Origin of the sequence: Mycobacterium talmoniae, from assembly GCF_001854525.1 — a bacterium.
GTDB classification, from domain to species: domain Bacteria; phylum Actinomycetota; class Actinomycetes; order Mycobacteriales; family Mycobacteriaceae; genus Mycobacterium; species Mycobacterium talmoniae.
The window spans coordinates 62,276-86,941 of record NZ_MLQM01000004.1 but is presented as its reverse complement, the minus strand read 5'-3'; the positions used below and the strand labels follow the sequence as shown (position 1 = coordinate 86,941).

23 protein-coding genes are annotated in these 24,666 nt (G+C 68.7%); 10 read left to right on the top strand and 13 right to left on the bottom strand.

What is annotated here, in order from left to right:
* Positions 1 to 22: 22 nt before the first annotated feature.
* Positions 23 to 319: a hypothetical protein gene (locus BKN37_RS01970; RefSeq protein WP_071020477.1), complete on the bottom strand. Its 297-nt coding sequence runs from the start codon at positions 317 to 319 to the stop codon at positions 23 to 25.
* A gap of 130 nt (positions 320 to 449) precedes the next feature.
* Between BKN37_RS01970 and BKN37_RS01965 the strand changes: the two genes are divergently transcribed.
* Positions 450 to 1,211 (top strand): isocitrate lyase/PEP mutase family protein, encoded by a 762-nt coding sequence (locus BKN37_RS01965; protein WP_071020545.1) that lies wholly within the window; start codon positions 450 to 452, stop codon positions 1,209 to 1,211.
* 95 nt (positions 1,212 to 1,306) lie between these two features.
* On the opposite strand, the gene BKN37_RS01960 is transcribed toward BKN37_RS01965, so the two are convergent.
* Positions 1,307 to 1,747, bottom strand: a complete 441-nt coding sequence (locus BKN37_RS01960) for an Hsp20/alpha crystallin family protein (protein WP_071020473.1) — start codon at positions 1,745 to 1,747, stop codon at positions 1,307 to 1,309.
* A 228-nt stretch (positions 1,748 to 1,975) separates the two neighbouring features.
* Between BKN37_RS01960 and nirB the strand changes: the two genes are divergently transcribed.
* A complete protein-coding gene (gene nirB, locus BKN37_RS01955) occupies positions 1,976 to 4,561 on the top strand; it encodes a nitrite reductase large subunit NirB (protein WP_083341521.1) in 2,586 nt (861 codons plus the stop codon).
* Between the two features lie 48 nt (positions 4,562 to 4,609).
* Positions 4,610 to 4,984: a nitrite reductase small subunit NirD gene (gene nirD, locus BKN37_RS01950; protein ID WP_071020537.1), complete on the top strand. Its 375-nt coding sequence runs from the start codon at positions 4,610 to 4,612 to the stop codon at positions 4,982 to 4,984.
* A 94-nt stretch (positions 4,985 to 5,078) separates the two neighbouring features.
* Here the strand turns inward: nirD and BKN37_RS01945 are convergent, their stop codons facing one another.
* The 10 genes from BKN37_RS01945 to BKN37_RS01900 all read right to left on the bottom strand — a co-directional run bounded on the left by BKN37_RS01945 (position 5,079) and on the right by BKN37_RS01900 (position 16,208).
* Complete coding sequence (locus BKN37_RS01945; protein WP_071020469.1) at positions 5,079 to 5,777, bottom strand: sirohydrochlorin chelatase; 699 nt, start codon at positions 5,775 to 5,777, stop codon at positions 5,079 to 5,081.
* A complete protein-coding gene (locus BKN37_RS01940; protein WP_071020466.1) occupies positions 5,774 to 6,922 on the bottom strand; it encodes a uroporphyrinogen-III synthase in 1,149 nt (382 codons plus the stop codon). Before BKN37_RS01940 ends, BKN37_RS01945 begins: the two co-directional genes overlap by 4 nt.
* Before the next feature lie 78 nt (positions 6,923 to 7,000).
* A complete protein-coding gene (locus BKN37_RS01935; protein ID WP_071020462.1) occupies positions 7,001 to 8,419 on the bottom strand; it encodes a nitrate/nitrite transporter in 1,419 nt (472 codons plus the stop codon).
* Between the two features lie 211 nt (positions 8,420 to 8,630).
* Positions 8,631 to 8,969 (bottom strand): DUF732 domain-containing protein, encoded by a 339-nt coding sequence (locus BKN37_RS01930; RefSeq protein WP_071020458.1) that lies wholly within the window; start codon positions 8,967 to 8,969, stop codon positions 8,631 to 8,633.
* A 44-nt stretch (positions 8,970 to 9,013) separates the two neighbouring features.
* Positions 9,014 to 10,390, bottom strand: coding sequence for a PPE family protein (locus BKN37_RS01925; protein WP_071020455.1), 1,377 nt, complete (start codon positions 10,388 to 10,390; stop codon positions 9,014 to 9,016).
* A gap of 2 nt (positions 10,391 to 10,392) precedes the next feature.
* On the bottom strand, positions 10,393 to 10,704 hold the full coding sequence (locus BKN37_RS01920) for a PE family protein (protein ID WP_071020451.1): 312 nt from the start codon (positions 10,702 to 10,704) through the stop codon (positions 10,393 to 10,395).
* A gap of 10 nt (positions 10,705 to 10,714) precedes the next feature.
* Positions 10,715 to 11,992, bottom strand: a complete 1,278-nt coding sequence (locus BKN37_RS01915; RefSeq protein WP_071020448.1) for a PPE family protein — start codon at positions 11,990 to 11,992, stop codon at positions 10,715 to 10,717.
* A gap of 530 nt (positions 11,993 to 12,522) precedes the next feature.
* Positions 12,523 to 13,722 carry a sodium-dependent bicarbonate transport family permease gene (locus BKN37_RS01910; RefSeq protein ID WP_071020443.1) on the bottom strand — a complete coding sequence of 400 codons (1,200 nt, stop codon included), beginning with the start codon at positions 13,720 to 13,722 and terminating at the stop codon, positions 12,523 to 12,525.
* A 402-nt stretch (positions 13,723 to 14,124) separates the two neighbouring features.
* The gene (locus tag BKN37_RS01905) at positions 14,125 to 15,507 is read right to left on the bottom strand and encodes a nitrate/nitrite transporter (RefSeq protein WP_071020440.1); all 1,383 of its coding nucleotides are present in this window, start codon (positions 15,505 to 15,507) and stop codon (positions 14,125 to 14,127) included.
* A 95-nt stretch (positions 15,508 to 15,602) separates the two neighbouring features.
* Positions 15,603 to 16,208, bottom strand: coding sequence for a TetR/AcrR family transcriptional regulator (locus BKN37_RS01900; protein ID WP_071020436.1), 606 nt, complete (start codon positions 16,206 to 16,208; stop codon positions 15,603 to 15,605).
* A 105-nt stretch (positions 16,209 to 16,313) separates the two neighbouring features.
* Between BKN37_RS01900 and BKN37_RS01895 the strand changes: the two genes are divergently transcribed.
* The 5 genes from BKN37_RS01895 to BKN37_RS01875 are packed head-to-tail and all read left to right on the top strand — an operon-like array spanning position 16,314 to position 20,493.
* Positions 16,314 to 16,841 (top strand): DUF4242 domain-containing protein, encoded by a 528-nt coding sequence (locus tag BKN37_RS01895; protein WP_071020432.1) that lies wholly within the window; start codon positions 16,314 to 16,316, stop codon positions 16,839 to 16,841.
* The gene (locus tag BKN37_RS01890; protein ID WP_071020429.1) at positions 16,838 to 17,866 is read left to right on the top strand and encodes an acyl-CoA dehydrogenase family protein; all 1,029 of its coding nucleotides are present in this window, start codon (positions 16,838 to 16,840) and stop codon (positions 17,864 to 17,866) included. The genes BKN37_RS01895 and BKN37_RS01890 overlap by 4 nt, the downstream gene beginning before the upstream one ends.
* Entirely contained in the window at positions 17,842 to 18,564 is a 723-nt protein-coding gene (locus tag BKN37_RS01885) for an ABC transporter ATP-binding protein (protein WP_071020426.1), read from the top strand. Before BKN37_RS01890 ends, BKN37_RS01885 begins: the two co-directional genes overlap by 25 nt.
* Positions 18,561 to 19,733 (top strand): ABC transporter substrate-binding protein, encoded by a 1,173-nt coding sequence (locus tag BKN37_RS01880; protein ID WP_071020423.1) that lies wholly within the window; start codon positions 18,561 to 18,563, stop codon positions 19,731 to 19,733. Before BKN37_RS01885 ends, BKN37_RS01880 begins: the two co-directional genes overlap by 4 nt.
* A complete protein-coding gene (locus BKN37_RS01875) occupies positions 19,720 to 20,493 on the top strand; it encodes an ABC transporter permease (RefSeq protein ID WP_071020418.1) in 774 nt (257 codons plus the stop codon). The genes BKN37_RS01880 and BKN37_RS01875 overlap by 14 nt, the downstream gene beginning before the upstream one ends.
* A gap of 7 nt (positions 20,494 to 20,500) precedes the next feature.
* Here BKN37_RS01875 and BKN37_RS01870 read toward each other — a convergent pair whose 3' ends face one another.
* Positions 20,501 to 21,634, bottom strand: coding sequence for a helix-turn-helix transcriptional regulator (locus BKN37_RS01870; protein WP_242657047.1), 1,134 nt, complete (start codon positions 21,632 to 21,634; stop codon positions 20,501 to 20,503).
* Between the two features lie 216 nt (positions 21,635 to 21,850).
* On the opposite strand from BKN37_RS01870, the gene BKN37_RS01865 reads away from it, so the two are divergent.
* Entirely contained in the window at positions 21,851 to 23,248 is a 1,398-nt protein-coding gene (locus BKN37_RS01865) for an FAD-dependent oxidoreductase (RefSeq protein WP_071020533.1), read from the top strand.
* The gene (locus BKN37_RS01860; protein ID WP_071020411.1) at positions 23,245 to 24,642 is read left to right on the top strand and encodes a cytochrome P450; all 1,398 of its coding nucleotides are present in this window, start codon (positions 23,245 to 23,247) and stop codon (positions 24,640 to 24,642) included. Before BKN37_RS01865 ends, BKN37_RS01860 begins: the two co-directional genes overlap by 4 nt.
* Positions 24,643 to 24,666 lie beyond the last annotated feature (24 nt).

Sequence of the window (24,666 nt, the reverse complement as noted above, 5' to 3'; positions counted from 1 at the left end):
GCACCCGGTATCGCGGGGTCTGTCAGGATCTGCCCTGGCCGCCGACGCCCTCGTCGTCGACGTCACGCCAGAACTCGGTGTCGTATTCGGTGTCAGGAATCGGAATCTTCTCGGCGGTGTGTTGGGTGGCCCAACGCTCGAGGTCCAACTCGTTGGCGTCGATATCGAGCAGTTCGACGTCGCTGAGGATGCGCTCGGCGTCCAACACGATGCGACGCATCCCGGGGACTTCGCCGTACCGGGATTTCAGCGACATCACGCACCGGCGCAGGCCACCAATCAGGTCGTGGAGTTCGGCGATTTCGGCGGTGCTGGACAACGGACCTCCTTGGGCTGAAGGTGTCAGGGATCACACTACGACACTCGATGCTAGCCACATCACGAACCCGACGTGAGACAGATCACGTCTGGGACTTTCCGGCAAGGGGGCGATGAGAAAGGTGACCGAGATGGCCAGTCAGGACGAGCTTGGGAAGCGGGCGACCGCACTGTTGGCGCTGCATCAACCCGGCAATCCGGTGATCTTGCCGACGGTGTGGGATGCCTGGTCGGCGCAGCTGGCCGTCGACGCCGGGTTCGCGGCGCTGACGGTGGGCAGCCACCCGGTCGCGAATTCGCTCGGCAAATCCGACAACGAGGGGATGACGTTCGAGGATCTGCTCGGTCGGGTCGGCCAGATCACCGCGGCGGTGCCGGTGCCGGTGTCGGTCGACATCGAATCGGGCTACGGCCAGCCGGCGTCCCGGCTCATCGAGGGCCTGCTCGGCGTCGGCGCGGTGGGGCTGAACATCGAAGACACCGTGCACAGCGAGGGCAAGCGGTTGCGGTCACCGGGTGAACACGCCGAGTTGGTCGGCGCGCTGCGCGCGGCCGCCGACGCGGCCGGGGTGCACGTGGTGGTCAACGCCCGCACTGACCTGTTTCTGCGCAAGGACGGTGACGACTCCGACCGGGTGGACCGCGCTATCGCCCGGCTGACCGAAGCCGCGCAGGCCGGCGCCGACGTGCTGTACCCGGTGGGACGCCACGACCCGGATACGTTGCGCCGGTTGGCCGCCGAACTGCCGCTACCGGTCAACGCGATCGCGGTGCCCGACCAGGACGATCCGGCCGCGTTCGGTCCGCTCGGGGTGGGCCGGGTCAGCTTCGGCCCGTTTTTTCAGGCCGCGCTCGCCGGCCCGGCCAAGGACCTGCTGGCCCGCTGGGTTTGATCCGAACATGACGCCGAGTGTGCGGTTTCATACGCGACCCGCCGGGCAGGGCGTATGAAACCGCACACTCGCGGGAGTGGGAGTGGGAGCGGGCGCTACTTGGTGATCGCGATCCGCTGCGCCTGGGTGCCGGCGTAGACGCCGGCCACCCGCACGGTCAGCACCCCGGCGTCGTAGGACGCCGTGATCGCGTCGCCGGTCACGTGCGCGGGCACCGCGAACGACCGGCGGAACGACCCGTAGCGGACCTCGCGCAGGGTGCGGCCGTGTTCCTCGCTGGCGTGCTCGTCGCGCCGCTCACCGTGGATGACCAAGCGCCCACCGTCGAGTTCGACGGTGACGTCGTTGTCGACGTCCACGCCCGGCAGCTCCAGCCGGACGACGGCGTCGTCGCCGTCCTTGGTGATCTCGGCGGCCGGCTGGAAGCCGCTCGCGACCGGCTTGAACCAGTCGGCGGCCGCGGCCGGGCCGAAGAAGTCGCGCACCCACCGGTCGGTGTTCCAGGCCGGGCGTGACCACAGTGTCAGATTGCTCATCGGTGTCTCCTCGTTGTCGATGGCGGCCGACCCGGATGCCGGCCCGCTATCCGTACAAACATGAGTCGACCACGCTTAAGTTCCGGTGTTCGCTGTGAGCAAACCCACAGGCGAAACGTGAGCACTCACACAGTCGCTCACAGCAGGTCGGCGCGGGTGTGAACACACCGTCATGGGCCCGTCACATAAGGCGACATTTCCGCAATATCGGGTCCCTAACCTCGTCTCATGCCTGCTGTTGAGGAACCGCGCGACATCGTCGTGGTCGGCCACGGCATGGTGGGCCACCGCCTCGTCGAGGCGCTGCGCGCCCGCGACACCGACGGTTGCTGGCGGGTCACCGTGCTGGCCGAGGAGACCAACGCCGCCTACGACCGGGTGGGCCTGACCGCCTACACCGAGGCGTGGGATCGCGACCAGCTGGCGCTCCCGGGCAACGACTACGCCGGGGACGAGCACGTGCGGTTGCTGCTCAACACCCGGGTCACCGACATCGACCGCGCCGCCAAATCGGTGCGGACCGCCGACGGCCAGCGCTACGACTACGACAAGCTGGTGATCGCGACCGGCTCCTACGCCTTCGTCCCGCCGGTGCCCGGCCACGACCTGCCCGGCTGCCACGTCTACCGCACCCTCGATGACCTGGACGGCATCCGCGCCGACGTGCAGCGCACGTTGGCCGCCGGCCACACCAGCACCGGGGTGGTCATCGGCGGTGGACTGCTGGGGCTGGAGGCCGCCAACGCGCTGCGCGGGTTCGGGCTGACCGCCCACGTGGTCGAGATGGCGCCACGGCTGATGGCCCAGCAACTCGACGAGGCCGGCGGTGCGCTGCTGGGACGCATGATCGGTGAGCTGGGGATCGCCGTGCACGTCGGGGTCGGCACCGAGTCGATCCAAACCGTCGCCCACTCGGACGGGACGCAGTCGCTGCGGGTCTTGCTGTCCGACGGTCAGCTCATCGACACCGGCCTGGTGATCTTCGCCGCCGGGGTGCGGCCCCGCGACGAACTGGCCGCGGCGGCGGGCCTGGCGATCGCCGACCGGGGCGGGGTGCTCACCGACCTGTCCTGTGTGACCAGCGATCCCGACGTGTACGCGGTGGGGGAAGTCGCCGCCATCGAGGGGCGCTGCTACGGCCTGGTCGGGCCGGGCTACACCAGCGCCGAGGTGGTGGTGGACCGGCTGCTGGCCGGCGTCGCCGAGTTCCCCGAAGCCGACCTGTCCACCAAGCTCAAGCTGCTGGGTGTCGACGTCGCCAGCTTCGGCGACGCCATGGGCACCACCAAGGACTGCCTGCAGGTCGTCGTCAACGACGCGGTGAATCAGACCTACGCCAAGCTGGTGCTGTCCGACGACGCCAAGACGCTGCTGGGCGGCATCCTGGTCGGCGACGCCTCCTCCTACGGGGTGCTGCGCCCGATGGTCGGCTCGCAGCTGCCCGGCGATCCGCTGGCGTTGATCTCGCCGGCTCAATCCGACGGTGGCGGCTCGGCGTTGGGTGTGGGCGCGCTGCCGGACTCCGCACAGATCTGCTCGTGTAACAACGTCACCAAGGGTGACCTCAAGTGTGCGATCGCCGACGGCTGCGCCGATGTGGCGGACCTGAAAACCTGCACCGGCGCCGGCACCTCCTGCGGATCGTGTGTGCCGCTGCTCAAGCAACTGCTGGAGGCCGAGGGCGTCGAGCAATCCAAGGCGTTGTGTGAGCACTTCAGCCAGTCCCGCGCCGAGTTGTTCGAGATCATCTCGGCCACCTCGATCCGCACCTTCTCCGGGCTGATCGAGAAGTTCGGCACCGGAATGGGTTGCGACATCTGTAAACCCACCGTTGCCTCGATCCTGGCCTCGACCAGCTCGGACCACATCCTCGACGGTGAGCAGGCCTCGCTGCAGGACTCCAACGACCATTTCCTGGCCAACATCCAGCGCAACGGCAGCTACTCGGTGGTGCCGCGGGTTCCGGGCGGCGACATCAAACCCGAACACCTGATCCTGATCGGCCAGATCGCCCAGGAATTCGGGCTTTACACCAAGATCACCGGCGGTCAGCGCATCGACATGTTCGGCGCCCGGGTGGACCAGCTGCCGGAGATCTGGAGGCGCCTGGTCGACGCCGGCATGGAATCCGGTCAGGCCTACGGGAAGTCGCTGCGCACCGTGAAAAGCTGTGTCGGCACCGACTGGTGCCGGTACGGCCAGCAGGACTCGGTGCAGATGGCCATCGACCTGGAGCTGCGCTACCGGGGCCTGCGCGCACCGCACAAGATCAAGATGGGCGTGTCGGGCTGCGCCCGGGAATGCGCGGAAGCCCGCGGTAAGGACGTCGGCGTCATCGCCACCGAAACCGGTTGGAACCTTTACGTGTGCGGCAACGGCGGCATGACCCCCAAGCACGCGCAGTTGCTGGCCAGCGATCTGGACGACGAGACCCTGGTCCGCTACATCGACCGGTTCCTGATGTTCTACATCCGCACCGCCGACCGGTTGCAGCGCACCGCGCCGTGGCTGGAGTCGCTGGACGGCGGACTCGACCACCTGCGTGAGGTCGTCTGCGAGGACTCGCTCGGGTTGGCCGAGGAATTCGAAGCGGCGATGGCCCGCCACGTCGAGGGCTACGAGTGCGAATGGAAAGGCGTGCTGGAGGATCCGGACAAGCTGTCCCGGTTCGTGTCCTTCGTCAACGCTCCCGGTGCGCCCGACCCCACCGTGACGTTCGTCGAGCAGAACGGGCGGAAGGTGCCGGCCCCGGTGGCCATAGGCATGCCGCGCGTGCGGTCGTGGTCCGAGGACGACAACCAGGAGGCCTCATGACCGCGCCGACGACGATGCAGAGCGAAGCGATGAGGAGGAGTGGCGCTGATGACACTGCTGGATGACAGAAGTGAACTATTGAGCTGCGGCGACCAGGCGTGGACCGCGGCGTGTGCCTACGACTACCTGATTCCTGGCCGCGGAGTCGGCGTGCTGCTCGACGACGGCTCGCAGGCGGCGTTGTTCCGCCTCGACGACGGATCGCTGTACGCGCTGGGCAACATTGACCCGTTCTCCGGTGCGGCGGTGCTGTCGCGCGGCATCGTCGGCGACCGGGCCGGCCGGCCGGCTGTGCAGTCTCCGATCAAGAAGCAGGCGTTCGCCTTCGACGACGGTAGCTGTCTCGACGACCCGACCGTCGCGGTGCCGGTGTATCCGACCCGGATCAAGGACGGCTACGTCCAGGTCGGCCGCGCCGCGTAGCGAGCGCTACCTGCGCGAGCGTGCGTGTCCCCGGCCGACACGCCGAGTGAATTTCCGGGTTTGCGCACGCTCGCGGGCTCACGGCGCCGCGCGGTTACCGCGCTAGCAGTGTCGCAGGCAGCTGCGCCTGCCGGAACCGGTCGGCGATCAGCCGGGTCACCCCGGGGTGCGTGCCCAGCGGGCCGCTGACCACGTCGGCGCCGCTGTGCCGCAGCCGATCCTGGAACAGTCCCTCACACAGCAGATAGGACGCCACCGCAACACGACGCGCACCCCGGCGCCGGGCCGCGGCGACCGCTTCGGGCACGCTCGGTGCCCCGGTCGCGGCGAAGGCCAAGTCCACCGGCGAGCCGAGCAGCCCCGACAGCAGCGCCGCACTGTCGCGCAGGTCGGCCCGCGCCGCCGGATCCGAGGTGCCCGCCGCCGCGAGGATCACCGAATCGCCGGGGCGCCACCCGGATTCGGTCAGCCGTTGGGCGACGACGCGCGTGATCTGCCGGCTCGGGCCCAGCGCGGGCGCGACGGTGACGTCGGGATGCCCGCTCGCCGCGATGTGGGCGGGTAGATCGGTGCGGACATGGTAGCCGCGGGACAGGAAGGCCGGCACCACGACCGCGGGCTGGTCGGCGACCGCCGGTGCGGCCAACACCTCCGTCGGGGTGGGACCCAGCACGTCGACGAACGCGACCTGCACGACGCGGTCCAGCAGCTCGCCGACCCGCTGCGCGAGGTCACCGACCATCGCGACACCCCCCGGTTTGCGGGTGCCGTGCGCTACCAGGATGAGGTTCACGCCACCCCCGAACGTTCGTCGACCGCCAGCCGGTAGCCGCGTTTGACCACGGTGGCGACAATGCTCTTGTCGCCCAACGCGGTCCGCAGCCGCAGCACCGCGGTCTCCACGGCGTGGGTGTCGGAGCCGTTGCCCGGCAACGCACGCAGCAGGGTGTCGCGGTCGACGACCGTGCCGGGCTGGCGCGCCAATGCCTGCAGGGTGGCCATCCCGGTCCGCGACAGCGACTTGACCTCGTCGTCGACCAGCACACAGGTGCTGCGGATCTCGATGCGGTGCCCGGCGGCGTGCACGGTATGGGTGCGCGTCGCCGGCAGTTCCTCGGCGATGTGACGCGCCAACGCCCCCAACCGCATTCGCTGCGGCGACGACGTCGGGATGCCCAGGCGGGTCAGCGGGCCGGCGGTCACCGGACCCACACACATCGCGTACACCTCCGACCGCAGCGCGGCCAGCAACTCGTCGGTGATGCCCAAGTCGGTTGCGCGCCGCAGCGTCGCCACCACCGCCGGCGCCGAGGTGAAAGCGACCGCGTCGAATTGGCGTTGGGCGATCTGGGTGATGAGCTGATCGAACTCGCCTCCCGGCGGCGCCGCTTGCCAGCGGTACACCCGGATCGGCACCACATCGGCGCCCGCGGCCCGCAGTTCGTCGAGAAACTCCGGGATCGGATCCCAGTCGTCGTCGGCGACCCCGTGCAGTTGGACCGCGACCCGCAGCCCGGCCACACCGGACTTCAGCAGGTAATCCAGTACCTCGCGGGATGATTCGGACGCCGGGGACCACTCTTCGGGCAAGCCGACCGCGCGTAGCGCACCGGTTGCCTTCGGTCCGCGGGCCACGATCCGGGCACCCGACAACGCGGTGATCAGATCATTGGCCAGTGCCCAACCATCGGCGGCCGCGATCCAACCGCGGAATCCGATGGCGGTGGTCGCGATCAGGATGTCCGGCGGCTGGGCGATCAACGCCTCGGTGTGCTGATGCAACTCGTCGTCGTCGGGCAGGTTGATCATGGTGATGGCCGGCGCGGCGCAGACCGTGGCGCCGTGGCGGCGCAACAGCGCGCACAGTTCACCGGCCCGGCGCGCGGCGGTGACCGCGACCCGGTAGCCGGTGAGCGACTCCCGGTCTGGTTGCGTCATATGAATTGTTTATTCCTGGCAGATTTCCACGGCGTTACCGGACAATTGCCGAAGCGTTGCCCTATGCTGCGACGCCCGTCACAGGCGGGCGGGTGCCGAGGTATGTTCCGAGCCGGGCACCGCCGGAGCCGAACTCGGCCGCCGGACGTAGCGACGCCAGGTGAGCACCGAGGCCACCACGTAGGCGGCCAGGAAGATCCAATACGCCGACGTCTCCGAGCCGGTGCTCGCGTAGGACTGCCGCAACGTCAGATTGATCCCGACGCCGCCGAGTGCACCGACCGTCGCGGCGAACCCGATCAGTGCCCCCGCGTGGGTGCGCGCCCAGTGTCGGCGTTCGGTCTCGTCGACGTCCAGCGAACGGCTGCGCGCCTCGAAAACCGATGGGATGAGCTTGAACACCGAGCCGTTGCCGACGCCGGCCAGGATGAACAACACGATGAAGCCGACCACATAGCCCGCCAGGGTCAGCGCGTGCGCCGGACCGTTGGCGTGGTTGGGGCCGTGCGCGTAGTCGTCGTGGGTGCTCAACGCGACCAGCAGACCGGCCGCCAGGATCATGCCGGCGAAGACCGCCAGGGTGACCCGACCGCCGCCGATCCGGTCGGACACCTTGCCGCCCACCACCCGTGACAGCGAGCCCAGCAGCGGGCCCAGGAAGGCGATCTGCAGCGTGTGCAGCGATGCTTCCCCGGGGCTTTGACCCATGCTCTCGAAGTTGACGTGCAGCACCTGACCGAACGCGAACGCGAAACCGATCCACGAGCCGAACGCGCAGGTGTACAGCAGGGTGATCACCCAGGTGTCGGGGATCGACAGGATCGACCGGATGTGGCCCACCTCGATGCTGTGGTCGAGGTTGTCCATCAACAGCGCCGCCGCGATCGCGACGACCGTCAGCAACACCAAATAGACCGCGCACACCCAGTACGGTTGCCGGTTGCCGGCGACCGCGAGCACCACCAGACCGACCACCTGAATGCCCGCCACCCCGATGTTGCCGAAGCCGGCGTTGACGCCGAGCGCCCAGCCTTTGAGCCGCTGGGGGTAAAAGGCGTTGACGTTGGCCAGCGATGCGGCGTAGTTGCCGCCGCCCAATCCGGTGAGGGCCGCGCACACCACATACGGCCACAACGGCAGACCGGGTTTGGCCAGCAGCACGATGGTGCCGACGGTAGGGATCAGCAGCACCAGCGCGGAGAACACCGTCCAGTTGCGGCCGCCGAATTTCGCAATCCCCAACGTGTAGGGGATACGCACGCAGCCCCCGACGAACGTAGCGGTCGCGCCCAACAGCAACTTGTCACCCGCGGTGAAGCCGAAAATCGGCTCGGGCATGAACAGCGCCATCACCGACCACAGCGACCAGATCGAGAATGCCACGTGGTCGCCCGCGACCGTGCAGATCAGGTTGCGCCGCGCGACGTTCTTGTTGCCGGCTTCCCACGCCGCGGTGTCCTCGGCGTCCCAGTCCATGATTCGATGCGAGCGGGCCATCGTTCTCCTCGTGATCGGTCCTCGGTCACGCGGGGAATCCGTGTTCGCCGAAACGTCTCCCACAGCGACCCGCGCGAACCTATCCTGGCTAGCTGGGAGGTCGCAGTGTGAAACCTGGGAGTTCGGGTGTCGCGCTCACAGGTATGTGGTCCACCTCACAGCGTCCGGGCGCCGAGGACACGCGCGAAAGCGGTCCCCTGCTGGCCGGATGCTATTTGGCTCCGCCGTCGCTGGGGGTCAACTGTTGGGGGCAGTAAAACTTGGCCGACAGCGCGGCGAATTCGGCCGCACCGTCGGTAGTGATGGCGGGATTGGTGGTCTTGAGGTCCTTGAGGACCTGCAGGCCGGATTCGCCCTTGCCGATGAGCCCGCACACGGTTTGGGCGGCCGAGATGACTTGGTTGGGGTCGTTGTAGCTGATCCCCGCCGCGCGCAGCGAGGCCAGGAAGCTGGCGTCGGCGGCTCCGCCGTCGACACCCGGGTCTGCGTGTGCCGGTGCGGCCACCGCGATCAGCGTAGCCGCGGCGAAGGGAGCAAATAGCGTCCGCATGAGTTCCTCATTTCGATGGTTACCGTCAGGTGATCGGGCCGTGGCTAACCCAACTGGGAATGCGGAGCCAATGGTGCGGTCTTGGGGCCGCGCTTCAAGTGCACCGCGTGGTTGCCGGGTTTCTTCGCCAGCTCGGCGAGCAGGTCATCGAGGCCCGCTTCGTCGACTTGCCAGTGCTGCACGGTGTCCGGCCGCTGCTGTAGCTGGGCGATGACCCGATCGAGTTTGACCGGGCCCTTGCCCTCCTCCTTGTCCGAGACGGTGCGGCTCAGGACGCGGGCTCCACTGGCGACACGCGGCGCGGAACCGCCCAACGCCCCCCCGGACAGGCTGCCCAACGTCGCCGGATTGAGTAGGCCACTGGGGATGTCGAAGGCCGGGGCGGCCATTGCACTGGCGGACGGCAACACGTTGGCGGCCAGCCGGACCGCCGGGGTGGCGGCTGCCCAGGCCGGTGGGACCGAAAGCCGGCCCACCGTGGACGCTTCAGCCACACCTGCCGACACGGCCCGGACCGCGCTGGGGGCCGTCGCTGGTTGCAGGCCAAGGCCCGCTCCTAGCGCCGATTTCGGGATGTCCGGGGCGACCGGCGGCTGGAAGAACGTCTTGAACTGCACCATGCCCAAGTTGGGTACGCTCATCGAATCGTTCGCCAATGTGCTGAACTTGGTGACCGACGCCAGCGTGGAAAACCCGCTCGAATACATCGACCCCGCCGACGAATTCCCCGTCAACCCGTTTAGCAGGTTGCCCATCTGTGTGTTGTAGTTGGTGGTGGCCGTGGCCAGGTCCTGCAGGAGCTGCGGAATCTTGCCCAGGACCGACTGGGTGCTGGTGGCGGCGGAGGCACCGCTGCCCTGGCTGACGGCGGCCGCCTGGCTGGCCAGCCCGGATCCGCTGGTGGTCTGCGGCGGCTGGCTGAACGGCGTCACCTGGGTCGCGGTGGCCGACGAGGCGGCGTAGCCGAACATCGCCGCGACGTCTTGGGCCCACATCTCACCGTACTGAGCCTCGGTGGCCGCGATCGCCGGAATGTTCTGCCCGAGGATGTTCGTGGCCACCAGCGATGCCAACTGGCTTCGGTTGGCCTCGATCACCGGCGGCGGCACCGTTGCGGCGAACGCGGTCTCGTAGGCGGCCGCCGCGGCCCGCGACTGGGTGGCGGCTTCGGTGGCCTGCGCCGCGGTGTTCGACAACCAGGCCACATATGGTGCGGCTGCCGCGGCCATCGACTCCGATGACGGACCCGTCCATGACGCGCCGATCAATCCGGCGATCGCCTCGCCATACCCGGCGGCGGCCGATTGCAGCTCAGCGGCCAGGCCGTCCCACGCCGCAGCGGCGGCGCGAAACGACCCGGAGCCCGGGCCGGAATACATTCGCGCGGAGTTAATCTCCGGCGGCAACGACCAAAAATCCATTGTCACACTGCTCCTTTAGTCGACTGTGACCGCGCTGGCGGATTCGTCGTCGCATCGGAGCCGATGAGCGACGTCAGCTTGCCGACCACGGCCCGGTGCAGCGCGCTCGCCTGGGCGGTAGCCTCCTGATACATCTGCGCGTGCGCCGCGAACTGGGCGGCGATCAGCGTCGACACCTCGTCGGCGGCGGCTGGAAGTAGACCAGTGGTCGGCATCGCCGCGGCCGCATTGTGCGCCGTCATCGACAACCCGAGCCCGGCCAGGTTGGCTGCCGCCACCGCCAGTACCGCGTGTTGCGTTGTCTCCTGGGACATCTGGGCCTCCTCAGTCGTCGGTCGGGATCACAATGATGTTGACGGTGTTGGCCTCCTCGGCAGCGGCAGCGGCGACCGCTGCGCTGCCCCCAACGCGGGCACCGGCGCCGACCACGGAGCGGGCGGCGGTGCCGCCGAGGGCGCGCCCAGCCAGGCTCGACAACGCCATCTCGGTGAACAGGCCGCTCTCGCTGCTGGCGGCCACCGGAGCGGCATTCAGCGCCGCACTCGGCATCGCCAGCGCGGCGGTCCGCACGGCCGGCGCCGCGGACGCCCAGCTGCTGGGCACCGACAGCTGGCCGATCAGGCCAGCGCGGCCGATCGCGCCCGTTACCGGACCGCCACCCAAACCCGAGGCCAATGTGGGCGTCTGCAACGACATGTAGCCGCCGGAGAGTGGACCCAGGGCCCCGGTAATCGGTTTGGGGCCGGCGAGCAAGGCGTTGACCCCCGGCACGTTTTGCGCAATGCCGAGGATCTGGGTGGCCGTCAGCCACCAGCCGCCGGGGATGCCCAGCACCCCGACTGGGGAGTACGCCCCGGTGAGGTTCGACGCGATGGTGGAAATGCTGGACATGATCGACTGCAGTCCCGACGTTCCCGACGACGTCGAGGTCGAGGTCGAGGTGACCGTCGTCGCCAGGCTTTGCAACGTGTTGGGCACCAGCGAGGCCAGTTCGGACAGCGCCGACTGCACGGTCGAACCGCCGGAGCTGGCAGCGCTTTGCGCCACCGCGGCGTTTTGGGTGGCCAGCCCGGCCTGGTTCGTGGTGGGCGGCGGTGAGCTGAACGCCTCCAATTGGGTGGCGGTCGAGGAGGCGCCGGCGTAGCCGTACATCGCGGCGGCGTCCTGGGCCCACATCTCGGCATAGTGGAACTCGGTGGCCGCGATGGCCGGTGTGTTGATGCCGAGAAAGTTGGTTGCGACCAGCGTCGCCAACAGCGAGCGGTTCGCCGCGATCACCGGCGGCGGAACGGTCGCCGCGAACGCGGTCTCATAGGCCGCCACCGCCGCCTTGGCCTGGGTGGCGGCCTGTTCGGCCTGGGCCGCGGTGGCGCTCATCCATGCCACGTAGGGCGCGGCGGCGGAGGCCATCGCCGCCGAGGATGGGCCCGACCACGCCCCGCCGGTGAGGCTGGAAACTTCTGAATCGTAGGAGGATGCGGCCGAACCCAATTCGGTGGCCAGTTCATCCCAGGCGGCCGCGGCGGCCAACATTGAGCCCGGACCCGGACCAGAATACATTCTGCCCGAGTTGATTTCCGGCGGTAACATCCCGAAATCCATGTCGTATACCCCTAGCTACTAGGCGGACCGTGTTCAGGCTTCAGCCCGGTCCGCCAGGCACGAACTTCCGTCGCGCCTTCGGAAATGGTGCAGTATCGGTTCTTTCGTTCTTTTCCATCCGAATAGGTGTCGCGTCCTGATACAGAGATTGTGCTGCAAGAGGATTCGTATCTGGTTGCGATCGCGTAATCGCGACGTAAACCAGTAATCACTGCGACGTATCCAGTTCGGGTGAGACCTACCTCGGGTTATGGGCTGTGGGCACAGCAAATCCCGCGGCTGCCGAGTCGGCACGGGTTAAGTTGGGCGGGCCCAAAAGAAATCAATCATCGAATCAATTCCGGAATTCGACCATTGACCGAGGCTTGATCGGCCGGAGTGGATCCGAGTTCTTACGATCCCCTGTTGCGCCACGGCCGGTGCCGGCGACGGTGCAGATATCCGGCGCGACCGTGGCAGCGATACCAAGCGTGGTGTGCATGACTCATTGGGTATTCCAAACGATTTCGATCCATGTGCGTGGTATCCGGTTATAGCCAGTGCGCGACGATGCGGGCGACCTCGGTATACAGCGGGATCCCGATCGTGACGTTGTAGGAGAAGGTCAGCGCGAGTGATGTGGCCAGCGGCAGGGACGGGCTCGCCTCCGGAATCGCCAGCCGCTGCACCGCGGGTACCGCGATGTACGACGCCGCGCCGCAGAGCACGGCAAACAGGATGTAGGTGCCCGGCTTGAACGCGGTGTGGGTGAGGTCGGCATAGACGTGGGCGGTGACGATCCCCAGCGTCGCGAAGATGTTGGGCGCCAACAGGCCAAAGACGATGAAGCCGCGGCCGGCGAACTTCAGGTCCTTGAGCTTGCGGGAGGCCGTCATGCCCATTTCGAGTAGGAACAGGCACAGCGCACCCTGAAACGCCGAGATGAAGAAGGTGTTGTCGTCGTGAACGACCTTTTCGCCCTGCAGCCCGCTGACGAAGCCAATGATGATGCCGCCGAACAGCAGACATAGTCCCGGGTTGAGCAAGACTTCCCGCAGCAGCTCGGGGGAGACGATGCGCGGCGTGCGGGCGCCCGGTTCAGGCGGCGTCCGTTCGTCGAGCGACACTTCCAGTCCCGGCTCGGTCCCCAGCTCTTGCTCGATCAGGGTGTGTCCGGGGGCCGGCTGGGTGGCCGACCCGGGGCCGACCGTCACCGTCACTGGGTAGCCGGCCTCGTCCGGCATGAACCCGGCCGCGTCCATCCCTTTGTGCCGAAGCCGGGCCGCCAGATACAACGCGACTAAGCATCCCGGGATCTCCATCACCGCCAGCATCACCGGCATGTAGGCGTCGAACGCGATGCCGGCGCTGGCGAGGACGCCGACACAGGTGGCGAAGGTTCCCGCCGAGTCCGACCCGTAGTAGCCGGCGATGGTGGCCTGATCGACGCGCCGCAGCGAGGTCATCCAGCTCAACAGCAGGTAGGCGACAAACCCGATGACCAGGTTCAAGACAAAGCCGACCACCATAAACCCGACAACGCTGGCGATGCTGGACGGCTTGATGGTGGCCAGTTCTTCACCGCCGTGCCAACCGATGGCCAACAGCAGATACATGGTCAGGCCCTGGTAGATGACGCTGGGGAAGTCAAGCTTCACCTTGAGGACCGGAATCAAGAACCCGAGGTAGAAGAACAGCAGCAACGGTTTGAACAGGTTGTGCCGGAAGTTCTCCCAGAATTCTAGGAGCATCAATCCCTCTTATCTCTTGACGGCTTTGACCGTGTCCTGCTGGTAAGTTAATAGCCAGAAACGTCTACTAACGTGGAAAGAGCATACGTGGCAAGGCCTGTGATGACCCTCCGCGGAAGTTGGGGATCTCCTGGACGTTCTGACCTGGCGCGATCTCGGCTCAGTGGCCGCCTACGCGTGGATATGGACACGGGTCGCCTACCTGCTTGTCGCAGGTGAAGTCCACTGTCATGGCGAGGATTTCGGGTGGTACGTCAGCGACCGCTGCACACTTGAAAGCCTGCCCGGTTGCCCCTGTGTTAATGCCCGGAAAAGTTTTCCTCACTGCGCGCTTGGGTCCAACGCAAAAAACCGCAGGGGCGCGGCCTGGTTGCCGCGCCCCTGCGGAGGACGAGAGCTGAGTTACACGCGCACCAGCGCGGCCTGCGGCGCGGTGGCCCAGACCGGTCGGCGCACGTAGCGCATCCAGGTCAGCGTGGCGGCACCGAGGTAGAACGCGACGAAGATCCAAAACGCTGTGGTCGCCGAACCGCTGGTCAGGTAGGACTGCCGCAACGCCAGGTTGATGCCCACCCCGCCCAGCGCGCCGATGGCGCCGGCAAATCCGATCAGCGCCCCGGCCATGGCCCGCGACCACTGTTGACGTTCGGGCTCGGTGAGGTCCAGCGAGCGGCTGCGGGCCTCGAAGATGGACGGGATCATCTTGTATACCGAACCGTTGCCGATCCCGGACAGGGCGAACAGCGCGACGAAGCCGACCACGTAGGCGACCATGGTGGCGGTGTTGGCCACGCCATGGCCTTGGTTGGTGCTGGCGGCGACCAGCAGCCCGGCGGCCAGAATCATCGCGGCGAACACGGCCAGCGTGACCCGGCCGCCGCCGATACGGTCGGCCAACTTCCCGCCGTACACGCGGGTGATGGACCCCAACAGCGGACCGATGAACGCGATCTGCGCGGCATGTAACGAGGCCTGCGCCGCGGTTTGGCCGCCGGCGGTGAAGTTGATCTGCAGCACCTGGCCGAACGCGAACGAGAAGCCGATGAACGAGCCGAAGGTGCCGATATACAGCAGCGCGATGATCCAGGTGTCGCGCACCGACAGGATCGAGCGCATGGCCGACAGGTCGATTCGGTGGTGCTCCAGGTTGTCCATGTACAGCGCCGCGCCGATGCCCGCGAATGCCAGCAACACCAGGTAGACCGCGCACACCCAATAGGGAGCCCGGTTGCCGGCGGTGGCGATGACCAGCAGGCCGACCAGTTGGATTACCGGCACCCCGATGTTGCCGCCGCCGGCGTTGAGTCCCAGCGCCCAGCCTTTGAGCCGCTGCGGGTAGAAGGCGTTGATGTTGGTCATCGACGAGGCGAAGTTGCCGCCGCCGAAGCCCGATAACGCCGCGCAGACCAGGTACGGCCACAGCGGCAGCCCGGGATGCGCCATCAGCAATAGCGTGCCGATCGTCGGGATCAGCAGCGCGAACGCGGAGAACATTGTCCAGTTGCGGCCGCCGAACGTCGCGGTGGCCAGCGTGTAGGGGATGCGCAGGCACGCACCCACCAGGGTTGCGGTGGCGCCCAACAGGAACTTGTCACTAGCGGAGAACCCGTACACGGCCTGCGGCATGAACAGCACCATCACCGACCAGATGGACCAGATCGAGAAGCCGACATGCTCGGCGACCACCGACCAGATCAGATTGCGGCGGGCGACGGTTTTATTGCCGGATTCCCAGGCGACGATGTCTTCGGGATCCCAGTCGGTGATGAGGTGTGAACGTGGCATGGCGCCACGCTAAGAAAGCATTGTTGCCGAAACGCTGCTGGCAGTGTCGCTACCGTGAATATCCGCTCACCGGTTGACCTGGCGATTCGTGAGCATCAGTCGCCGCCTTGGGCGCGGTCGAGGGCCCGGGCGGCCAGGCGCCGGGCGTCCCGGATCGGCTGCACGGACCGCTCCAGTTTGGAGGCCGTCAGCGCACCGTCGTAGAGCAGCAGCACCTCGCGCGCGATCGCGGCCGGATCCGATGCGCCTAGTTCGCGCACCAGTTCGGTGAGGGTGGCCCGCACCCACCGCCGGTGCGCGCGCACCGGCGTCAACGGCACCCCGGGAAACTCGGCGGCGGCGTTGGCGTACAGGCAACCGCGGAAGTCGCGTTGCCGCGCGCCGCGGGCCGCCAAGTCAAAGAAGGTGAGCACCTTCACCGCCGGATCGGTCGCGGTTTCGACCGCCCGCCGCCATCGGTTGCGATCAGCCTGATCCAATTGGGACAGGTAAGCGAGCACCAACGCGTCCTTCGACCCGTAGGAGCTGTACAGGCTGGCCTTCGCGCACCCCGAGTCGCGCAGGATCCGGTCGATCCCGACAGCGCGAATACCGTTGGCGGCGAACAGGTGTGACGCGGTGGCCAACAGACGCTCGGCGGGGGCGGCCGACCGGGCTGGGCCGCCGATCGGCCCGGGTGCCACACGCTCAGTGGTGTCCATTCGCTTCACGTTAGCCGATCGCATCGGCATAGACAGAGTGGTCTGTCTGTGCCAGCGTCCGAGACCAAGCCGGGTGGTGAGCCCGCGGGAGAAAGCGAGTTGAGGATGGCCCTGTACCTGTACGAAGTGGTTCCCGCCGACCCCGGTCGCGACGCCACCGAGCTCCTGATCAAAGAAGTCGACACCCAAATCGGCGCCGCCGGCGGTGATCTGATTGAGGCCCAGGTCACCGCCGGCTACCGCCGGGTCTTCGTTATCGCCGAGTACGACGGCACCGCACCGCCACTGGACCCGGCGACCGCCGGCGCCGACCAGGTCGCTGGGCCCGATCCGGTCCGACTGGTCGGCCCGGCGCTGGACGCGCTGAAGGCGGCCCGACCGACCGCCGGCTACCTGGTGGAGTGGGATCTGCCCGCCGAACTGGATATGGACACCTATCTGGCCCGCAAGGCCGCGAAGGCACCGCAGTACGCGGAGGTGCCGGAGGTCAGCTTCCTGCGCACCTACGTCCGCGAAGACATGGCCAAGTGCCTGTGCTTCTACGACGCCCCCGACCACGACGCGGTGCTGCGCGCCCGCGGCGCGGTGCAGACCCCGGTGGACCGCCTGCCCGGCCTGGAAGACCTGCCGTGACCACCGCCCCGGCCGCCGTGCCCGACCTGCGCGGCGCGGTCCACGCGGTCGCCGAGCGCGCCGCGGCCCTGGACGCGGGTAGCACCGATGTGCGCGCCGACATCGCCGCGCTGGGACAGCGCGGCCTGCTGGCCTTGGGTGTGGACCGGATGGCCCAGGTCATCGCGGCGGTATCGGAGGCCAGCCTGGCCGCCGGGTTCTCCGCGTGGGCGCAGCGGATGGCCATCGAATACCTGCAGTTGGCGCCGCCGTCGCTGCGCGACCGGCACCTGCCCGACCTGCGGGCCGGCATCCGGGTGGGCGTCACCGCGATGGCCGCCGGGCTGCGGCAGGTGGCCGGGCTGGGCGCCGTGCCGCTGACCGCCGAGCGGGCCGACGGCGGGCTGTCCATCAGCGGGCCGATCCGCTGGGCGTCCAACGTGTTTCCCGACGCCCTGATCGTGTTGCCGGCCCGGGCCGCTGACGGCCAAACCTACGTGGCGGCGGTGCCCGCCGATGCGCCCGGTGTCACCATCAATCCGTCGCCACCGCTGATGGCGTTGACCGGAACAGCGTCGACCTCGCTGACCCTGCACCGGGTGCGGGTGCACCCCGACGACCTGATCAGCACCGACCTGACCGGATTCGTACACCGGATCCGGCCGACGTTTCTGCTGCTGCAGACCGCCTTTTGCCTCGGGATCGGTGGCGCGGCCCTCGATGCCGCCCAGGCGACGTCGGCCGGCATCGACCGGCACTTCCGCGCCGAGGCCCAGCGGTTGCGCACCGCGCATCGGGCCCTGGGTGAGCAAGTGTCTGCCGCGGCCCGCGCCCCGCTTCGGGCCGCGCTGCCCGAACTGATCCGGCTGCGGCTCGACGCCGCCACCACCGCGGTCAACGCCACCCGGCTGGAATCGACGCTGTGCGGCGGCGCTGGCTACGTGCTGGGCAGCGCCGCCAACCGGCGGTTTCGCGAGGCCGCCTTTCTGCCGGTCCAATCACCCTCGGAGGGACAACTGCGGTGGGAACTGGAACAGTACGAATAACCGGTGGCCACAAAAGCTTTAACCGTGACACCCCGGTGCTGGCCGGTGTCGACCTGGCCATCGACGAGGGCGAATTCCTGGCCGTGCTCGGCCGCAGCGGCAGCGGCAAGTCCACCCTGCTGCGGGTGCTCGCCGGGTTGGAGGAGCTCAGCGCCGGGAGCATCGACTGGGGTGGCGACGGGGCCGCGTCCCGCCCGCAGACCGGCATGGTGTTTCAGCAGCCGCTGCTGATGCCCTGGCTGACCGTGCGGGAAAACGTCGGTTTCGCCGGGCGGTTGGCCGCGCACCGGGCCGCGTTCGAGCCGGGCTACGCCGACGAGCTGATCCGCCGGTTCGCGCTGGAGCCGGTCGCCGACCGTTACCCCGACGAACTGTCCGGCGGACAGGCGCAACGGGCGGCGGTGATCCGCGCGATCGCGGTCCGGCCGCGGCTGCTGCTGCTCGACGAGCCGTTCAGCGCGCTGGATCCGGCCACCCGCGCGGACCTGCAGGGCTGGTTGGGTGCGCTGGCCGCCGAGCTGGCCATCACCGTCGTCCTGGTCACCCACGACGTCGACGAAGCCCTGCTCCTGGCCGACCGGGTGCTGCTGCTGGGGCCCGACGGGCGGATCCGACGGGAATGGCGGCCCGACACCGGCACAGCGAAAGACACGCTACGGCAAGACATCCTGGACCGCTATGGCACGGGGGACCAATGAGCACCGCCGTCTCCCGCCGCGCCCTGCTGACCGGCACGGCCGCGCTGGCCGCGGCCGGCGGCCTCGCCGTCGCCGCCGACCTGGTGCACGCCGCCGCCACCGACCGCACCAACACCAGCGGTCGGTTGCGGATCGGCTACCTGCCGATCACCGACGCGGCACCACTGCTGATCGCGCACGCGGCCGGCCTCTACCCGCCCGACGTGGTCAGCGCGGCCAAACCCGTGCTGTTCCGCAGCTGGGCATCGCTGGCCGAAGCGTTCGTCACCCGTCAGGTCGACGCCGTGCACATGCTGATGCCGACCGCCATCCAGCTGCGCGCCGTGCTGGGATCCCGGGTGCGGATCCTGGCCTGGAATCACACCAACGGGTCGGCGTTGACCGTTGCCCCGCACATCGGCGGCCTCGACCAACTCGCCGGCGCTCAAGTGGCCATCCCGTTCTGGTGGTCGATCCACAACATCATCCTGCAACAGCTGCTGCGGGCGCACGGGCTCAAACCCGTCGTGCGCCAAGGCGCCTCGCGGGCGGCCCGCACCGTGGAACTCGTGGTGATGAGCCCCTCGGACATGGTTCCGGCGCTGGCCAACCGCTCGATCGCCGGGTACGTGGTGGCCGACCCGTTCAACGCGATGGCGCAGCTGCGGCGCATCGGCCGCATCCACACCTTCCTCGGCGATGTCTGGCGCGACCACGCCTGCTGCGTGGTGCTGGCCCACGCCGATCTGCTCGAACACCGGCCGCGGGCCGCGCAGGGCCTCGTCGAGGCGATCGTCGGCGCCCAGCGGCGCATCAACGCCGACCGCGCGGCGGCGGCGACGACGCTGGCCCATGGCTACCTGCCGCAGCCGGCGCCGGCCATTCACACCGCGCTGAGCTATCCGGTGTCGCCGGGGCTGACCCATCCGCAGTGGCGGCCCCAGCAGCTCGGCTTTCAGCCCTTCCCGTTTCCCAGCTTCACCCGCCGACTGGTCGAGGCGATGGGCGACACCGTCGTCGACGGCGACCGCCGCTTCCTCGACCGGCTCGACCTCGACCGGGTGCACGCCGACCTGGTCGACGACAGCTTCGTCCGGTCGGCGCTGACCGGGCACGGCGGTCCCGCCGCGTTCGGGCTGCCCGCCGACCTCACCCGAATTGAACAGGTGGACTGTGATGACCGTGCGTGACACCGCCGCCCCCGCGCTGCGGCGGTGGGGTCCGCCGACGGTGGCCGTCGCCGCGGCGATCACGCTGTGGTGGTTGGCCACCGGCGTGCTGGCACCGGCGCAATCCCTGCTGCGGCACGCCGCGCCGGGGCCGGTGGTCGCCGCGCTGACCGAACTGCTCGGCCGGGGCGTGCTGCTGCCCGACATCGCGGTGAGCGTGTGGCGGCTGATCGCCGGGTTGCTGGTGGCCGCGGTCATCGGGATTCCGCTGGGGCTGCTGCTGGGGTTGAGCGACACCGCCGAGCGGGCGGCCCACCCAATCATCCAGTTCCTGCGGATGATCTCGCCGCTGTCGTGGGCGCCGATCTCGGTGGCGCTGTTCGGGATCGGCGACGAACCGGTGATCTTCCTGATCGCCGCGGCCGCGGTGTGGCCGGTGCTGATCAACACCGCGGCCGGGGTGCACGCCGTGGACCCCGGCCACCTGCAGGTGGCCCGCTCGTTTCACGCCACCCGTGCCGAACTGCTCACCGCGGTGGTGCTGCCGGCGATCCGCGGGCATCTGCAAACCGGGCTGCGGGTGGCGTTGGGCATCGCCTGGGTGGTGTTGGTGCCCGCGGAAATGCTGGGTGTGCGTTCGGGTCTGGGGTACCAGATCCTCAACGCCCGCGACCAGCTGGCCTACGGGCAGGTGGTCGCGGTGATCGTGGTGATCGGTGTGCTTGGCTACGGCCTGGATCTGCTCACCCGGCGGCTGCTGGGCGCGCCGCGGCGCGGTTAGGGCCGCGTCACCGACACACCGAGCGTAGGGACAGCAGCACCCGGACCAGCTCGGCTTGCCGGTGGGTGCCGGTCTTGTCGAAGACGTGCTGCAGATGCGTCTTGACCGTGGCCTGGGACAGCGACAGCTCGTCGCAGATGTGCTTAAGACCGTGACCGTCCAGCACCAGCAACGCGACGTCGGCCTCGCCGGGGGTGAGGCCGTACACCTGGCGCAGCACCGCGGCGGGCGGATCGGGCTGGTCGTCGGGATCGACGATGACGATCATGGCGCGGCGCGGCGACTCGGGTTCGGTCGCTGCCGTCAGCGGCACGACGTCCACGAGGTACGGGTGCGATCCGGACCGTCGTGGACACGGGAACGAACTGCCGCGCCGGTCGGTGCTTCCCGGCGCCAGCGCGGCCTGCACGGCGTGCTGCAGGTCGGTGTCGGCGCTGGGGAGCACCGCTTCCAGGCGCCCGGTGCGGGTCCGCAGCCCGTCGGCGGAGCACAGCATCTGCTCGGCGGCGGCATTGGCGTAGAGCATCCTCGGCCCGTGCGCGACGATGACGACACCGTGACGCAGCGCGTGGGCGGCCTCGTCGAGCCCGTGGCAGCGACGCTGCAGGTCGCCAAGACGGGTCTCGGTGCGCAGCGCCTGCTGCAGGTGCGGGACCAAGGCGGCGATCAGCTTCACGAACGGCTCCGGGTGCCGCGGCCCCGCGACCACGAAGCAGATCGGTGCCGCGCCGTCGGTCAGCCGCACGAACAACCCGTCGTCCATCCGGTGCGGACGCAGCCAGTCCGCATCGAACTCCGACCGCGCCCGCAACGCGACCAGCGATTGGCCGCGGTGGATCAACCCCACCGGGCTTTGCTCGACGGCCTCGAGCACGTAGTCGATCTGGTGGTAGTACGCGCAGTACGGGGTCTGCGCCTCCGGCAGCAGGCTGCCGCTTTTGATGGACCGGGTCTTGCCTTCGGCGACGACCAACCCGCAGGCCTGCGCGTCGAGCGTCTGCCGAATGTCGCCCAGCACCGCGGTCCAGTCATCGGGGGCCAGCGCGGAGTTGTAGATGCCCGAAACGATCCGGGAGAAGTCGTCGAGGGACACCGCGGCGCAGTCCATCGGTGGGCTCGCCTGGCCGGCGGACTTCTGCATGGCACACCCCTGCCCTCGCTACTGGCCTCAAGTCTGCTACCAGGCAAAACGGGGCATCTAGAGTAGGCGACCACTCGATTTTGGGCCGCGCCGTGCCGCCCCAAATTTCAACCGTTCGGCTGAGGCAGCGCCGTGCCCGGGCTGATTAATTGGTCGCACGTACGACGCGTGTTGCTGCGCACGGCGCTTTGTTTGGAGATGTTGGGGGTGTGCGTGATGACCACACACAGCGAGCACGCGGTGGTGCTCGGCGCCAGCATGGCGGGCCTGGTGGCCGCCCGCGTGCTCGCCGACTTCTACGAGCGGGTGACGGTGGTCGAACGCGACGCGTTGCCCACCGCTCCGGTGAACCGGCGGGGCGTGCCGCAGGGCCGGCTCATCCACGCGCTGTCGGCGCGGGGCAGCGAGATCCTCGACGAGTTGTTCCCCGGATTCACCGATGAGCTTGCCGAAAGCGGCGTCCCCAGCTGGGACGACGGGGACTTCTCCCGGATCCGCATTTCGGTTGGCGGCCACCGAACGGTACCGTCCGGCACGTCGCCGAACGCGCCGGCGATCGCTTTTCCGAGCCGGCCGCTCCTCGAATGGCAGGTGCGGCGGCGGGTGCGTTCCCTGCCCAACGTGACCATTCGCGAACGCCACGAGGTCGCCGCTCTGACGTCCACGGTGCGGCGTAACCGGGTCACCGGGGTGGTGGTGGTGGATCGGGGCAGCGACCGCGAAGCCACGCTGGCGGCTGACCTCGTCGTCGACGCCACCGGCCGGGGCTCGCGCGCACCGAGCTTGCTGACCGATCTGGGTTACGGTCGCCCACCCGAGGACGAATTGGTGGTGCAACTCGCCTACACCTGCCAATTGCTGCGCCTGCCACCGGGCGCAGTCACCGAGCACTTCATTGCCGTCTTCCCCGAGCCGGGCCGGCCGAGAATGTTTGGTCTGGTCGAGTACGAGAACGACACGTGGATGTTTGGTGTCGGCGCGATGGCCGGGCTCAAACCCCCCGGCGGTTGTGCCGACATGTGCGAATTCGCGGCAGATTTCGCGCCCGCCCATGCGTTGGACGCGATTCGGGACGCCGAGCCGCTCGGCGACGTGTGCCACCATCGGGTGCCGTCCAACCGGTGGCGCCGCTATGACCTGATGCGCCGATTTCCCCAGGGGTTCCTCATCCTCGGCGACGCGATCTGCAGTTTCAACCCGATCTACGGGCAGGGCATGACCGTCGCCGCGATCGAGGCGCTGCTACTGCGGGATTGTTTGGCTCGCGGCGATGCGGATCTGCCTCGGCGGTTTTTCCGGGCCGCGGCCAAACCGATCGGGGTGGCCTGGCGGACGGCCGTCGGCTCGGATCTGGCGCTACCCGAAGTTCCCGGACACCGCCCGCTGTCGATGCGGATCAGCAACGCCTACCTGAACTGGGTGCTGACCGCCGCTGAAACCGACCCGGTCGCCGCGGGGCAGTTCATGAGGGTCACCGGGATGATCGACCCACCGACCAGGCTGCTCCGGCCCGGATACATCGCCCGCGTCGCCAAAGCACACCGGGTCAGGAAAGCGAACACACCGGCGACCCCGCCGCGTGCGGTCGTCACGCAGGGGGGCCGCACCCCATGAGTGCGCAACAGACCGCGACCCGTCCGGGAACCGGCGAGCACATCGACCTTCGGGCACTGCCGCTGGCGCCGAGGAACCCGTTGCCCTACCGGCAACGACTGCACGCCGTCCGCCACTTTCACACCGGGCTCGAAACATTGCGGGACGCCGGCGGGCCGGTCACCCGGGTCGTTTTGGCGCCGAAATGGCTGCTGCCGCCTGCGGTGGCGGTCACCTCGCCGCAGGGCGCCCACGATGTGCTGGGCCACAGCGGGGCAGCGATTGACCGAGCGCAAGCTCATGAGGAGATGCGCCGGCTGCTCGGCCCGAACCTCTTTGACCTGCCCAATGAACCGTGGCTGCCGCGCCGCCGCACGCTGCAGCCGCTGTTCACCAAGCAGCATGTGCGCGCGTTCGGCGGGCACATGGCGCAGGCCGCCGACATGGTCGCCGCCGGCTGGCCGGCCGGGGCTCCGATCGACCTCGATCGCGAGTGCCGCAGGCTGACGCTGCGCGCACTGGGGCGCTCGGTGCTCGGGCTCGACCTGGACGACCACACCGAGGCCATCGCCGACCCGCTGCGCGTTGCGCTGAGCTACGTCGCGGATCGCGCGGTGGCGCCGGTGCGGGCCCCGCGCTGGCTGCCGACCCCGGCTCGTCGCCGCGCCCGGGCCGCCGCCGCCACCCTGCATCGGCTGGCCAACGACATCCTGCAGGCCTGCCGCACCGATCCCACCCGCGACGCACCGCTGGTGCAGGCGATGATCGCCGCCGCTGACCCGGCCACCGGCAGTGCCCTGACCGATGACGAAATCTGCAGCGAGCTGGTTGTTTTCATGCTGGCCGGCCACGACACCACCGCGACCGCGTTGACCTACGCGCTCTGGGAGCTGGGCAACCGCATCGACATCCAACGCAAGGTGGCCGCCGAGGTCGCCGAGCTCGGCGACCGGGAGCTCACTTCCGACGACGTGCCCCGGTTGTCCTACACCGTTCAGGTGCTCCACGAGGCGCTTCGGCTGTGTCCGCCCGGCGCGATCACCGGCCGTACCGCCACGTGTGACATCACGGTCGACGGCTACCGCGTCGAGGCGGGCACCATGCTGGCGGTCGGGATCTACGCCCTCCATCGCGATCCGGCCCTGTGGGACCGACCGCTAGAGTTCGACCCGGACCGGTTCAGCCCGGAAAACTCCAAGGGCCGCGACCGGTGGCAGTATCTGCCGTTCGGCGCCGGACCACGGTCCTGCATCGGCGACCACTTCGCCATGCTGGAGGCCACCCTGGCCCTGGCCACCATCGTGCGCAGCCACGAAATCCGCTCGGTGAGCACCGAATTCCCGATGGCCGTACCATTCACCACCGTCGCGGCCGCACCGATCTACGCGCGGGCGACGCAGCGAACGGGCCGGTGAACGACGCGCCTCGGCGCTGGTCGG

What these genes read in the sequence shown, in the direction of transcription:
- BKN37_RS01915 (WP_071020448.1), bottom strand. Translation starts at nt 11,992, where the DNA reads ATGGATTTCGGGATGTTACCGCCGGAAATCAACTCGGGCAGAATGTAT.
- nirD (WP_071020537.1), top strand. Translation starts at nt 4,610, where the DNA reads ATGACACTGCTGGATGACAGAAGTGAACTATTGAGCTGCGGCGACCAG.
- BKN37_RS01960 (WP_071020473.1), bottom strand. Translation starts at nt 1,747, where the DNA reads ATGAGCAATCTGACACTGTGGTCACGCCCGGCCTGGAACACCGACCGG.
- BKN37_RS01875 (WP_071020418.1), top strand. Translation starts at nt 19,720, where the DNA reads ATGACCGTGCGTGACACCGCCGCCCCCGCGCTGCGGCGGTGGGGTCCG.
- BKN37_RS01935 (WP_071020462.1), bottom strand. Translation starts at nt 8,419, where the DNA reads ATGGCCCGCTCGCATCGAATCATGGACTGGGACGCCGAGGACACCGCG.
- nirB (WP_083341521.1), top strand. Translation starts at nt 1,976, where the DNA reads ATGCCTGCTGTTGAGGAACCGCGCGACATCGTCGTGGTCGGCCACGGC.
- BKN37_RS01865 (WP_071020533.1), top strand. Translation starts at nt 21,851, where the DNA reads ATGACCACACACAGCGAGCACGCGGTGGTGCTCGGCGCCAGCATGGCG.
- BKN37_RS01930 (WP_071020458.1), bottom strand. Translation starts at nt 8,969, where the DNA reads ATGCGGACGCTATTTGCTCCCTTCGCCGCGGCTACGCTGATCGCGGTG.
- BKN37_RS01965 (WP_071020545.1), top strand. Translation starts at nt 450, where the DNA reads ATGGCCAGTCAGGACGAGCTTGGGAAGCGGGCGACCGCACTGTTGGCG.
- BKN37_RS01895 (WP_071020432.1), top strand. Translation starts at nt 16,314, where the DNA reads ATGGCCCTGTACCTGTACGAAGTGGTTCCCGCCGACCCCGGTCGCGAC.
- BKN37_RS01920 (WP_071020451.1), bottom strand. Translation starts at nt 10,704, where the DNA reads ATGTCCCAGGAGACAACGCAACACGCGGTACTGGCGGTGGCGGCAGCC.
- BKN37_RS01905 (WP_071020440.1), bottom strand. Translation starts at nt 15,507, where the DNA reads ATGCCACGTTCACACCTCATCACCGACTGGGATCCCGAAGACATCGTC.
- BKN37_RS01880 (WP_071020423.1), top strand. Translation starts at nt 18,561, where the DNA reads ATGAGCACCGCCGTCTCCCGCCGCGCCCTGCTGACCGGCACGGCCGCG.
- BKN37_RS01900 (WP_071020436.1), bottom strand. Translation starts at nt 16,208, where the DNA reads ATGGACACCACTGAGCGTGTGGCACCCGGGCCGATCGGCGGCCCAGCC.
- BKN37_RS01925 (WP_071020455.1), bottom strand. Translation starts at nt 10,390, where the DNA reads ATGGATTTTTGGTCGTTGCCGCCGGAGATTAACTCCGCGCGAATGTAT.
- BKN37_RS01860 (WP_071020411.1), top strand. Translation starts at nt 23,245, where the DNA reads ATGAGTGCGCAACAGACCGCGACCCGTCCGGGAACCGGCGAGCACATC.
- BKN37_RS01940 (WP_071020466.1), bottom strand. Translation starts at nt 6,922, where the DNA reads ATGACGCAACCAGACCGGGAGTCGCTCACCGGCTACCGGGTCGCGGTC.
- BKN37_RS01910 (WP_071020443.1), bottom strand. Translation starts at nt 13,722, where the DNA reads ATGCTCCTAGAATTCTGGGAGAACTTCCGGCACAACCTGTTCAAACCG.
- BKN37_RS01870 (WP_242657047.1), bottom strand. Translation starts at nt 21,634, where the DNA reads ATGCAGAAGTCCGCCGGCCAGGCGAGCCCACCGATGGACTGCGCCGCG.